The sequence below is a fragment of the Pseudomonas sp. J380 genome (assembly GCF_009827115.1).
Classification (GTDB): Bacteria; Pseudomonadota; Gammaproteobacteria; order Pseudomonadales; family Pseudomonadaceae; genus Aquipseudomonas; species Aquipseudomonas paracarnis.
The window spans coordinates 2,364,232-2,376,530 of sequence record NZ_CP043060.1; the positions used below are offsets into that span (position 1 = coordinate 2,364,232).

The window sequence follows — 12,299 nt, forward strand, 5'->3', positions numbered from 1 at the left end:
TCGGTGCCGGCTGCGCGAATAATCTTGTCGCCGGTTTCGTGACGCGTCCAATGCTCCCGACGGGCCAATAAACTCAACGTTTTCCCAGCTTTCGGGCAACCTGCTATTGAGTCGGGGCTTATGCAAAAAGTTCCCGTCCCGCCAACCGGCCGTTTCCCAAAGCTGCGCAGCATAATCTCACAATGCCACGAAGGCGTGGCTATTGTGCCGCTCCACCCCTCTATATACTAGTGGCCCGTGTGACCCTTTGATTCGCCGATCCAGGCGTCCTGTTTGCGCCCCCCTTTGGATCGCTTTTTGCGGAATCCGTCAAATGAGCCAACAGTTTCAACACGATGTCCTCGTAATCGGCAGCGGCGCCGCCGGCTTGAGCTTGGCCCTGACCCTGCCCAGCCATTTGCGTATAGCGGTTTTGAGCAAAGGCGACCTGGCCAACGGCTCGACCTTCTGGGCTCAGGGCGGCGTTGCTGCGGTGCTGGACGACACAGACACCGTGCAATCCCACGTCGAAGACACCCTTAACGCTGGCGGTGGCCTGTGCAACGAAGACGCCGTGCGTTTCACCGTCGAGCACAGCCGGGAAGCCATCCAATGGTTGATCGACCAAGGTGTACCCTTCACCCGCGATGAACATGCCGGCAGCGACGACGGTGGCTTTGAGTTCCACCTGACCCGCGAAGGCGGCCACAGCCATCGCCGAATCATTCACGCTGCCGATGCCACCGGGGCCGCGATTTTCAAGACCCTGCTCGACCAGGCCCGCCAACGTCCAAATATCCAATTGCTGGAGCAGCGCGTCGCCGTCGACCTGATCACCGAAAAACGCTTGGGCCTGCCGGGCGAACGCTGCCTGGGCGCCTACGTACTCAACCGCACCAGCGGTGAAGTCGATACCTATGGCGCACGCTTCACCATTCTCGCCTCGGGCGGCGCCGCCAAGGTCTACCTCTATACGAGCAACCCCGACGGTGCCTGCGGCGACGGCATTGCGATGGCCTGGCGCTCGGGCTGCCGGGTCGCCAACCTGGAGTTCAACCAATTCCACCCCACATGCCTGTATCACCCGCAGGCCAAGAGCTTCCTGATCACCGAAGCCCTGCGCGGCGAAGGCGCACATTTGAAGCTGCCCAATGGCGAACGCTTCATGCAGCGCTTCGACCCACGCGCCGAACTGGCACCACGCGATATCGTCGCCCGCGCCATCGACCACGAAATGAAGCGCCTGGGTATCGACTGCGTGTACCTGGACATCAGCCACAAGCCCGAAGCCTTCATCAAGACCCACTTCCCGACCGTCTACGAACGCTGCCTGACCTTCAACATCGACATCACCAAGGGCCCGATACCCGTGGTACCGGCCGCGCACTACACCTGCGGTGGCGTGATGGTCGATCAGCATGGCCGCACCGACGTGCCGGGCCTGTATGCCATCGGCGAAACCAGCTTCACCGGCCTGCACGGCGCTAACCGCATGGCCAGCAATTCATTGCTTGAATGCTTCGTGTATGCGCGCTCGGCGGCAGCGGACATTCTTGAACAACTGGCGCGCATCCCGGTACCGGCCGCCCTGCCCCGCTGGGACGCGAGCCAGGTCACCGATTCGGACGAGGATGTGATCATCGCCCACAACTGGGACGAGCTGCGGCGCTTCATGTGGGACTATGTGGGCATCGTGCGCACCAACAAACGCCTGCAACGGGCGCAACATCGGGTGCGCTTGCTGCTGGATGAGATCGACGAGTTCTATAGCAACTATAAGGTCAGCCGCGACCTGATCGAGTTGCGCAACCTGGCCCAAGTGGCCGAGCTGATGATCCGGTCCGCCATGGAGCGCAAGGAAAGCCGCGGCCTGCATTACACCCTCGACTACCCACAGATGCTGCCCGAAGCCCGGGACACTATCCTGGTGCCAACCACCTACGGCGGCTGAACTTCAGGCGTACCCGCAGGCGCCGATGCACATCGGTGGCCTGCGCATCCTTTGGCACGCAGATGGACCGCACTCGCCGTTCACCCTGCACTCGGTAACGCAACACCACGATCAGCGGCAACGCCAGGCTGTCGGGCCGCAGCTGCACTGGGTGCCACCCGCGTGCGGCGCTCCATAATTGCCAACCATCGTCGTCACGGCGCAGGCCACGAATCGACGAACGGTGAGTGAGTAGGATTTGCCGCGGCAATACCCAGGCACAATGAGCCAGGCATAGCAGGATGCCAAGGCTTGAATAAGGCAGGTCGAGAGCCAGCAGGCTGCCCAGTGCGACCATCTGGGCAAGCACATAGGCCGCCAGCAACAGCCGCGAGGCCTGCCAGCGGCATTCGAAACGATTACTTGGGCTGGACACGATCCAGGATCATCCGAACCATGCGCTGCAGCTCCGGGTCTTCGGATTCGGCGCGCTCCATGAACCAGCCAAACATGTCCTGGTCTTCGCACTCGAGCAACCTGACGTAGAGGTCGCGGTCCACCTGATTGAGCGTCGCGTATACCTCTTTGGTGAAAGGCACCAGCAACACATCCAGCTCCAGCATACCGCGACGGCTGTGCCAGTAGAGGCGATTGATTTCTACATCTTCGACCATGGAGCCCTCCTAAAATAGAGCGCAAGTATACAGCCCCGACGACACTGGAACAGTCGGCTTTGGTCGCCCTATATGGAAACTATGCATTTGCCGGACGCCCCTCTATGATGCACCCATGACTTTTTGACCTGCGATGACCCATGGCTGACTCCGCTTTTTTCTGCTCCCTGTCCCACGAAGGCGTTCTCGCCGTCCGCGGCTCTGATGCTGCCAAGTTCCTGCAGGGCCAACTGACCTGCAACCTCAATTACCTGAGTGATACCCAGGCCAGCCTGGGCGCGCGCTGCACGCAAAAAGGCCGGATGCAGTCGAGCTTCCGCATCCTGCTGCAGGGTGATGGCGTGCTCCTGGCCATGGCCACCGAGTTGCTTGAGCCGCAGTTGGCGGATTTGAAAAAGTACGCGGTGTTCTCCAAATCCAAGCTCACCGACGAAAGCGCTGCCTGGGCGCGCTTCGGCCTGGCGAACGCAGACGCGGCCCTGAGCGCCCTGGGCCTCGCGCTGCCGGTCGAGACCGATAGCGTGGCGCGCAACGAGGCATCGATTGCCGTCCGCGTTTCCCCGGGCCGGGCCGAACTCTGGGTACCTGCCGAACACGCCGACGCCGTGCGCAGCCAATTGGCCGCGCAGTTGCAACAGGCTGACTTGAATGCCTGGTTGCTTGGTCAGATCCGTGCCGGTATCGGCCAGGTGATGCCCCAGACGCGCGAGCTGTTCATTCCGCAGATGCTCAACCTGCAGGCTGTGGGCGGCGTCAGCTTCAAGAAAGGCTGCTACACCGGCCAGGAAATCGTCGCGCGCATGCAGTACCTGGGCAAACTCAAGCGGCGCCTGTATCGCCTGAGCCTGGAGGCCAACGAGCTTCCCGAGCCAGGCACTCCGTTATTTTCCCCGAGCCATAACAGCGCGATCGGCGAAGTGGTCATCGCAGCAAAAGCCGACCAGTCGATTGAACTTCTCGCCGTGCTGCAAGCCGAAGCTGCCGACAGTGGCGACGTGCGCTTGGGCACCCTCGAGGGCCCGGGCTTGAATCTGCTTGACCTACCCTACCAACTGGACCGTGACCGCGAGATCCAGCGTTAATCGCCGTACTTTTTGCAGCACCCTAGAGAGCATGAATGAACAAGCTGGCGGAAAAAGTCCAACAAGCGTTGGTAACGGCCATCGACAACGATGACCTGGTTCTGCCGACATTGCCGGAGGTGGCCCTGAAAATTCGCCAGGCCGCCGAAGACCCGGACATCAGCATCAGCCACCTGAGCAAAGTGATCAGTCGTGACACGGCCCTGTCGGCCCGCCTGATCAAAGTGGTCAACAGCCCGCTGCTACGGGCCAGCCAGGAAGTCACCGACCTGCACACCGCCATCACCCGGCTCGGTACCAACTACAGCAGCAACCTGGCTATCGGCCTGGTGATGGAGCAGATCTTCCACGCCCGCTCAGAGGTGGTCGAACAGAAAATGCGCGACGTGTGGCGCCGCAGCCTGGAAGTGGCGGGCGTGAGCTACGCCTTGTGCCGTCGCCACAGCCAGCTCAAGCCAGACCAGGCGGCCCTGGGTGGCTTGGTGCATCAGATAGGCGTGCTGCCGATCCTCACGTATGCCGAGGATCACTATGAGCTGCTGGCCGACCCCGTCAGCCTCAACCACGTCATCGACAGCATCCACCCGGTGCTGGGGGACAAGCTGCTGCGGGTCTGGGACTTCCCTGAGATGCTGGTGAACGTGCCGGGCCAATACCTGGACCTGACACGCGACTCTGCAAGCCTGGACTACGTCGACCTGGTGCAGGTCGCCGCGCTGTACTGCCACCGCGGCACCGACCACCCCCTGGGGACCGTGCCGATTACCGCCTTGCCGGCCCTCATGAAGTTGCGCATAGACCTGCACAGCGACGCCCTGCGCAGCGAACTGGACGAAGCGCGGTCGATGTTTTACTGATCAACCCGCGATAAAACTCACGCGCACCTTAAGCCCCGCCAGCTCGCCATCATGCAGGCTGATCTGCGCCAGGTGCGCACGGCAAATCTCCCCGACAATCGCCAGCCCCAAGCCCGACCCCATGCCCTGCTGGCTGCGTCGATAAAAGCGTTCAAACACCCGGTCCCGCTCATCCAGTGGGATGCCAGGGCCGTCATCCTCGACTTCCAGCACCGCCGGGGCCGTCACTCGCAAAATCACATTGCCGCCAGGCGGGGTATGGGCCAAGGCGTTATCCACCAGGTTGCTGAGCAGCTCATTCAACAGCGTTGGTTCGCCGCGCAGCCATACCGGCTCGTCGGCCTCCAGTGCCAGGGCCACGCCCCGCGCGTGGGCCAGCGGCGCCATGGCCATACCGAGCTCACGGGACAATTGGCTTAAATCGAGCAGTTGCGCACCGCCTTCGGCAATGGCGCGGGCACCGTTTTCGATGCGGGCCAGGGACAACAATTGATTCGCCAGGTGCGTCAGGCGGTCGGTGCCCTGGGCGGCCGTTTCCAGGGTGCTGCGCCAGGTGGCCGGTTCTTCGGCACGCAGGCCCAGTTCCAGCCTGGCCTTGAGCGCCGCCAGGGGGGTGCGCAGCTCGTGGGCAGCGTCGGCAATAAACTGTGCCTGGCGCTCGAACTGCCCGCGCAAACGTTCGGTGAAATGGTTGAGCGAGCGCACCAGTGGGCCGAACTCATCCTGAACTTCCACTAATGGCAGAGGCCGCAGGTCATCAGGCTGGCGCTCTTCCACCGCCGTACGCAGGCGTTCCAGCGGGCGCAGTGCGGCGCTCACCGCGAACCACACCAGCAATAACGCACCGATGGCGAGCATGCCCAGACGCAGCAGTGTATCGGCCATCAGGCTGCGGGCCATGGCCACCCGGGCTTCGTCGGTCTCCGCAACACGAATTTCGGCCATGCCGTTCATGTTCGGTTCCGAGACGGCCTTGAGCAGGCTCACCACGCGCACATGCTGGCCCAGGTACATGGCGTTATAGAACCGCGCCAAGGCTGGATAATCGTCGGTGCGGGGCGTGCCAGGCGGCGGGCCAGGCAGGTTTTCGTAACCGGAAATCAGCTTCTGATCAATATCATTGACCTGGTAATAAATGCGCCCGGCACTGTCGTAGGCAAAGGTGTCCAGGGCCACATAGGGCACATTGGCGCTGAGGGTGCCGTCCACCTGGGTCAAGCCGGCGGCAATGGTGCGTGCCGAGGCCAGCAGCGTGCGGTCATAAGCGGTGTCGGCGGCTTCGCGACCGTTCCAATAAGCGCTCATGCCGCTGGCGAGCATCAACAACACCAGCAATAACGCAAGGTTGCACAGCAAGCGCCAGCGCAGGCTGCTGGGCTTATGCATCACGGGCTTCCAGCAAATAGCCAAGGCCCCGGAAGGTGACGATGGCGATGGGTTGGCCATCGAGCTTCTTGCGCAGACGATGCACGTAGATTTCGATGGCGTCGGGGCTGGCCTCCTCGTCCAGGCCGAATACCTGGGACGCCAATTGTTCCTTGCTCATCACGCGCCCCGGCCGGGCGATCAACGCTTCGAGCACCGCTTGTTCTCGGGAGGTCAAGGTCATCAGCTCGCCTGCGACCGTGAAGCGCCGGGTGTCGAGGTCGTACACCAGCACACCGCAGGTTTGCTGACGCTCGCCGCCCAGCACGCTGCGCCGCAACAGTGCCTTGACCCGTGCTTCGAGTTCCGTGAGTTCAAACGGTTTGGCCAGGTAGTCATCGGCGCCCAGGTTCAGGCCGTGCACGCGGTCTTTTACATCACTGCGAGCAGTCAGCATCAGCACCGGCAGGTTTTTTCCACGTGCCCGCAAACGTGCGAGCACCTCGAAACCATCCAGGCGCGGCAACCCTACGTCCAAGATCACCGCGGCGTATTCCTCGCTGCTCAAGGCCAGGTCCGCCGCCACGCCGTCATGCAACACATCAACGGTCAAACCCATGCTCTTGAGCGCTTGGGCCACGCTTTCGGCGAGCTGCAAATGGTCTTCAACCAGGAGGACACGCATGGATTTCTACCTCGTTCAGGGGTGGTCGACGCCACGCTTTGCCCGGCAGTTTACAGCCGCAACCTGGCCTGTGAAGCCCGAAAACATTGAAAGGCGATTGAAAGGTTAGTGAAAGCTTCGCCCTTTAGCATCCAACCACGGTGGTCTATGCCCGCCGAGTTGCCTGACCCGTAGCGCCCGAAAAACGCCTCGAAGCGTTTTCGCCAGAATAAGAACAATAACGGAGTACACCACGATGCTGTCGACCCAGCCACAGGCTTGCCCGCCTGTTCGTTCTTCCCGCCTGACCCACACCGCCCTCGCCAGTGCCGCTGCCCTTGCCGGCTTTTCGCCGCTCAGCCAGGCTGCCTTCTTCGAAGACAGTAGCGCGACCCTGGAAACCCGCAACATGTACTTCAACCGCGACTTTCGCGACGGTACCAGTGCCCAGCAATCCAAGCGCGACGAATGGGCCCAGGGCTTCATGCTCAACGTGCAATCGGGCTACACCGACGGCACCGTCGGCTTTGGCGTGGATGCGCTGGGCATGCTCGGCGTCAAGCTCGACTCCAGCCCCGACCGCACCGGCACCGGCCTGCTGCCGACCCACGATGACGGCCGCGCCGCCAACGAGTACTCCAAGCTGGGCCTGACCGGCAAAGTGAAAATCTCCGCCACCGAGCTGAAGATCGGCTCGCTGATCCCCGAACTGCCGATCCTCAAGCCCAACGACGGGCGCATCCTGCCGCAGACCTTCAACGGTGGCTTGATCACCTCCAAGGAACTCAAGAACCTGGTATTCACTGGTGGTCGCCTGGACAAAGCCAAGGACCGCGACGACACCAACTACGAAGACATCGCGCTCAATAACAAGAACAGCCGCTTCCTCAGCGGTGCCACCGGCAAGCACTTCAACTTCGGTGGCGTCGACTACAAGTTCGCCGACAAGATCACCGGCAGCTACCACTTCGCCCAACTCGACGACGTGTATCGCCAACACTTCCTCGGCATGGTCGCCTCACGCCCGATGGGCCCTGGCACTTTCGCCGCCGACCTGCGACTGGCAATCAGCGATGACACCGGCTCGGCCCGCGGCGGCAATATCGACAACACGTCCCTCAACGGCCTGTTCAGCTATGCCCTCAATGGCCATAAGCTCAGCGCCGGCTACCAGCACATGTCCGGCGACAGCGCCTTCCCGTATGTGGATGGCAGCGACCCATACCTGGTCAACTTCGTGCAGATCAACGATTTTGCCGGCGCCGAAGAACGCTCCTGGCAGGCACGCTACGACTACGACTTTGCCAAGCTGGGCATTCCTGGTTTGAGTTTCATGAGCCGTTACCTCTCGGGTGACAACATCAAGCTCAAGAACGGCGAGACCGGCAAGGAGTGGGAACGCAACAGCGAGATCAAATACGTGGTGCAAAGCGGCACGTTCAAAGATGTGGCCGTGCGCCTGCGTAACGCCACCTATCGTTCCAACTATTCGGCCCGTGACGCAGATGAAATGCGCTTGCTGGTCAGCTACAGCGTCGCACTTTGGTAGTAACCCCCTCATAACAAAAACGATGGAGATCACCATGACCCTTTCACTGCGTAAATTTGCCCTCGCCGCTGGCTGCATGCTGTTCGCCGGCCAACTGCTGGCCGCCGACGAACCCAAGCGTCCGGAATGCATCGCCCCGGCCTCCCCAGGCGGCGGTTTTGACCTGACTTGCAAACTGGCGCAAAGCGCGCTGGTGAACCAAAAGCTGCTGACCAAGCCGATGCGTGTGACCTACATGCCAGGCGGCGTGGGCGCGGTAGCCTACAACGCGGTCGTCGCCCAGCGCCCTGCGGATGCGGGCACGTTGGTTGCCTGGTCGAGCGGTTCGCTGCTGAACCTGGCCCAGGGCAAGTTCGGCCGTTTTGATGAAAGCGCCGTGCGCTGGTTGGCGGCAGTGGGCACCAGCTATGGCGCCATCGCGGTGAAAAGCGACTCGCCCTACAAGACCCTTGATGACCTGGTCAAAGCCCTGAAGAAAGACCCGGGCAGCGTGGTGATCGGCTCCGGCGGCACCGTCGGCAGCCAGGACTGGATGCAAACCGCACTGATCGCCAAGGCCGCCGGGATCAACCCGCGCGAACTGCGTTACGTCGCCCTTGAGGGTGGCGGTGAAATCGCTACGGCTCTGCTGGGGGGGCATATCCAGGTGGGCAGTACCGACATCTCCGACTCCATGCCGCATATCCAGAGCGGCGATATGCGCCTGCTGGCGGTGTTCTCCGAGCAACGCCTGGATGAGCCGGAAATGAAGGATATCCCGACCGCCAAAGAGCAAGGCTACGACATCGTCTGGCCGGTGGTGCGTGGCTTCTACCTGGGGCCAAAGGTCAGCGATGCCGACTACGCCTGGTGGAAAGACGCCTTCGACAAACTGCTGGCTTCCGAGGAGTTCGCCAAGCTGCGTGACCAGCGCGAGCTGTTCCCGTTCGCCATGACGGGCCAGGAGCTGGACACCTACGTGAAGAAACAGGTGGCTGACTACAAAGTGCTGGCCAAAGAGTTCGGCCTGATCCAGTAATCGCCCCTCTTTTGTGTAATGCCCCTGTAGGAGCGAGCGTACTCGCGAAGAACCCAAGGACATCCACGTGCGTCCAGAGAGCACGCGTTATCGTTGACGTTTTTCGCGAGCAAGCTCGCTCCTACAAGAGGGGCCTTGGAGTTTTCTATGCTCTTACAACGCATTTTCGCTGCCGTGCTATTGCTGGCCTGTATCGGCCTGGCGCTGATGGCCTGGCCGTATCAGGCGGCTTTTTCCTACGAACCCGTAGGGCCAAGAGCCTTCCCCCTGCTGTTGCTCGGGCTGATGGGCCTGGCGCTCATCTACATGATGATTCGCCCGCAGGCGACCAAACACACTGACGATGAACCCGCGCTGGATCAACCCACGTTGATCAAGATCGGCATCTGTGTGGCCCTGCTGCTGGTGTTTGCAGGCACATTCGAATCCTTGGGTTTCATTCTCAGCAGCATGCTGATCGGTATTCCGATGGCACGGCTGTACGGCGGCCGCTGGTTGCCCAGCGTGGTGATCATCACCTTGATGAGCGTCGGTCTTTATCTGCTGTTCGATAAAACCATGGACGTACCGTTGCCCCTCGGCCTGCTCGACGTTCTGGAGAACTGATATGGATACTTTTGGCTATTTGGGCCAGGGTTTCGGCGTTGCGCTGAGCCCCTATAATCTGGTGACCGCGTTATGCGGCACCCTGATTGGCACCGTGGTCGGCCTGTTGCCGGGCCTGGGCCCGATCAACGGCGTGGCACTGCTGATCCCCATCGCCTTCGCCCTGGGCTTGCCGCCAGAGTCGGCGCTGATCCTGCTGGCAGCCGTGTACCTGGGCTGCGAATACGGCGGCCGCATCAGTTCGATTCTACTGAACATCCCGGGCGAAGCCTCCACCGTCATGACCACCCTCGACGGCTACCCGATGGCCCGCAAAGGCCTGGCTGGCGTGGCACTGTCATTGTCGGCCTGGAGTTCGTTCATCGGCGCGTTTATCGCCACCTGCGGCATGGTGCTGTTCGCCCCGCTGCTGGCCAAGTGGGCGATTGCGTTCGGCCCGGCGGAATATTTCGTCCTGATGGTGTTTGCGATTGTCTGCCTGGGCGGCATGGCCGGTGACAAACCGCTGAAGACGTTTGTTGCCGCGCTGATCGGCTTGTTCCTTTCCTGCGTGGGCATCGACGCCAACAGCGGTGTATACCGCTTTACCGGCGACAATATTCACCTGACCGACGGCATCCAGTTCGTGGTGCTGGTACTCGGCCTGTTCTCCATCAGCGAGATCCTGCTGCTGCTGGAAAAAACCCACCGTGGCCAGGAAGCAGTGAAAGCCACCGGGCGCATGATGTTCAACGCCAAGGAAGCCTTGTCGGTGCTCACTGTGAATCTTCGTTGCGGCGTGTCGGGCTTTATCATCGGCGTGTTGCCGGGCGCCGGTGCAACCATGGCCTCGGCCGTTGCCTACATGACCGAGAAACGCATCGCAGGCGCTAGCGGCAAATTCGGTCAGGGCGACATGCGCGGCCTGGCCGCCCCAGAAACCGCGATCGGCGCATCGGTCTGCGGCGCCATGGTACCCATGCTGACCCTCGGCGTTCCTGGCTCAGGCACCACGGCGGTGATGATCGGCGCCCTGTCGCTGTACAACATCACCCCCGGCCCACTGCTGTTCCAACAGCAACCGGACATTGTCTGGGGCCTGATAGCCTCGTTGTTCATTGCCAACATCATGCTGGTCGTGCTCAACATCCCGATGATCCGCATCTTCACCCGTATCCTCGCCGTGCCGAACTGGGCGCTGGTGCCGGTGATCGCCATCATTACCGCGATTGGCGTGTACGCCGTGCATGCCACCACCTTCGATCTGTTCCTGATGATCGCCATCGGCATCTTCGGCTACATCCTGCGCAAGCTGGACTTCCCGCTGTCGCCGCTGCTGCTGGGCTTTATCCTCGGCGGCCTGATGGAGCAGAACCTGCGCCGTGCGCTGTCGATTTCCAACGGTGCGCTGGAGATTTTGTGGTCGAGCCCGATCACCTTTGGCGTCTGGGTACTGACCGCAATCATGCTGCTTGTACCGCTGCTGCGTATCTGGCGTAAACGCGTGCAACAGCGTCGTGCCCTGGCCGATGTCTGAGGTCACCTTTAAACATTGGTGGGGAACACCGCTGGTCGGCCTGGCCGGCGGTTACCTGGCCAGCCTGGTCGGCTGGCCTTTGCCGTATATGGTCGGCTCGTTGCTGGCGATCATCCTGGTGCGCTGCCTGACGCCCTGGCAATTGGCAGAGATTCCCGGCGGGCGCAAATGCGGCCAATGGGTGGTGGGCATCGGCATCGGCCTGCACTTCACCCCGGTGGTGATCGAGCAGGTGATGAGCCACTTCGGCCTGATTTTCTTCGGTGCACTGGTCACCAGCTTGTCGAGCGTGGTGGGCGTGTGGTTGATGCGCCGCAGCGGTGAAGACCGCGCCACGGCGTTTTTCTCCAGCATGCCGGGCGGTTCAGGGGAGATGGTCAACCTCGGCGCCCGCAATGGCGCGGTGCTCAGCCGGGTTGCGGCCGGGCAAAGCCTGCGTGTGCTGGTGGTGGTGCTGTGCGTGCCAGCGATCTTCAAATATTTGCTCGGAGGCGGCGCACCGCAATTCCATCCGGCGCCCGTGGACTGGGCGTGGCTGGCCGTGCTGTTTCCGGTGGGTGCGCTGGTTGCCTGGGGCTGGCAACGCTTGCGCCAACCCAACCCTTGGCTGTTCGGGCCATTGCTGGTGAGCGCGATCGCCAGTGTGACCTGGGATTTACACATCGGCCTGCCAGACGGCGGCAGTCAGATCGGCCAATGGTTGATCGGCAGCGGTTTGGGCTGCCACTTCAATCGGCAGTTCTTCCGTCGCGCGCCATCGTTCATGGGCCGCACCTTGATTGGCACGGCATTGACCATGCTGCTGGCGACGTTAGCGGCGGTGGGCTTGAGCGCCCTCACTCACCTCGACCTGCGATCACTGACCCTGGGCATGATGCCAGGCGGTATCGCTGAAATGAGCCTGACAGCTGAAACCCTGCAGCTGTCGGTGCCCTTGGTGACGGCGATGCAGGTGATGCGCTTGTTGTTCGTGCTGTTTTTGGCCGAGCCTTTGTTTCGGCACTGGAACCGTCAGCCAGCCCCCCTCTAAAACCTTCCACATGTTGAATGTGCCAGGCC

The 12,299-nt window shown here is 61.8% G+C and carries 12 protein-coding genes; 8 read left to right on the top strand and 4 right to left on the bottom strand.

All coding sequences use genetic code 11. The annotated features are described in order from the left end of the window. Positions 1–313: 313 nt before the first annotated feature. Positions 314–1,930: an L-aspartate oxidase gene (gene nadB, locus FXO12_RS10630; RefSeq protein WP_057975663.1), complete on the top strand. Its 1,617-nt coding sequence runs from the start codon at positions 314–316 to the stop codon at positions 1,928–1,930. Here the strand turns inward: nadB and FXO12_RS10635 are convergent. Then, complete coding sequence (locus tag FXO12_RS10635) at positions 1,899–2,345, bottom strand: protein YgfX (protein ID WP_057975662.1); 447 nt, start codon at positions 2,343–2,345, stop codon at positions 1,899–1,901. The genes nadB and FXO12_RS10635 overlap by 32 nt on opposite strands. Beyond that, positions 2,329–2,583 (bottom strand): succinate dehydrogenase assembly factor 2, encoded by a 255-nt coding sequence (locus tag FXO12_RS10640; protein WP_003189444.1) that lies wholly within the window; start codon positions 2,581–2,583, stop codon positions 2,329–2,331. Before FXO12_RS10640 ends, FXO12_RS10635 begins: the two co-directional genes overlap by 17 nt. Before the next feature lie 140 nt (positions 2,584–2,723). Here FXO12_RS10640 and FXO12_RS10645 point away from each other — a divergent pair, with 140 nt between their 5' ends. Both FXO12_RS10645 and FXO12_RS10650 read left to right on the top strand, forming a co-directional pair. Further along, positions 2,724–3,665: a folate-binding protein YgfZ gene (locus tag FXO12_RS10645; protein WP_057975661.1), complete on the top strand. Its 942-nt coding sequence runs from the start codon at positions 2,724–2,726 to the stop codon at positions 3,663–3,665. 35 nt (positions 3,666–3,700) lie between these two features. Further along, a complete protein-coding gene (locus FXO12_RS10650) occupies positions 3,701–4,522 on the top strand; it encodes an HDOD domain-containing protein (protein WP_034126564.1) in 822 nt (273 codons plus the stop codon). Here FXO12_RS10650 and FXO12_RS10655 read toward each other — a convergent pair whose 3' ends face one another. Both FXO12_RS10655 and FXO12_RS10660 read right to left on the bottom strand, forming a co-directional pair. After that, positions 4,523–5,908, bottom strand: coding sequence for a sensor histidine kinase (locus tag FXO12_RS10655; protein ID WP_057975660.1), 1,386 nt, complete (start codon positions 5,906–5,908; stop codon positions 4,523–4,525). It abuts the gene before it with no gap. Further along, positions 5,901–6,572 carry a response regulator gene (locus FXO12_RS10660; protein WP_014717358.1) on the bottom strand — a complete coding sequence of 224 codons (672 nt, stop codon included), beginning with the start codon at positions 6,570–6,572 and terminating at the stop codon, positions 5,901–5,903. Before FXO12_RS10660 ends, FXO12_RS10655 begins: the two co-directional genes overlap by 8 nt. Before the next feature lie 235 nt (positions 6,573–6,807). Here FXO12_RS10660 and FXO12_RS10665 point away from each other — a divergent pair, with 235 nt between their 5' ends. The 5 genes from FXO12_RS10665 to FXO12_RS10685 all read left to right on the top strand — a co-directional run bounded on the left by FXO12_RS10665 (position 6,808) and on the right by FXO12_RS10685 (position 12,270). Continuing rightward, positions 6,808–8,100, top strand: a complete 1,293-nt coding sequence (locus tag FXO12_RS10665) for an OprD family porin (protein WP_054897614.1) — start codon at positions 6,808–6,810, stop codon at positions 8,098–8,100. Between the two features lie 28 nt (positions 8,101–8,128). After that, on the top strand, positions 8,129–9,118 hold the full coding sequence (locus FXO12_RS10670) for a tripartite tricarboxylate transporter substrate binding protein (RefSeq protein ID WP_161793218.1): 990 nt from the start codon (positions 8,129–8,131) through the stop codon (positions 9,116–9,118). Between the two features lie 147 nt (positions 9,119–9,265). Further along, positions 9,266–9,724 (top strand): tripartite tricarboxylate transporter TctB family protein, encoded by a 459-nt coding sequence (locus tag FXO12_RS10675; RefSeq protein WP_003189430.1) that lies wholly within the window; start codon positions 9,266–9,268, stop codon positions 9,722–9,724. 1 nt (position 9,725) lies between these two features. Beyond that, positions 9,726–11,240 (top strand): tripartite tricarboxylate transporter permease, encoded by a 1,515-nt coding sequence (locus FXO12_RS10680; RefSeq protein ID WP_003189428.1) that lies wholly within the window; start codon positions 9,726–9,728, stop codon positions 11,238–11,240. Next, positions 11,233–12,270 (top strand): AbrB family transcriptional regulator, encoded by a 1,038-nt coding sequence (locus tag FXO12_RS10685; RefSeq protein ID WP_057975659.1) that lies wholly within the window; start codon positions 11,233–11,235, stop codon positions 12,268–12,270. Before FXO12_RS10680 ends, FXO12_RS10685 begins: the two co-directional genes overlap by 8 nt. Positions 12,271–12,299: the final 29 nt, after the last annotated feature.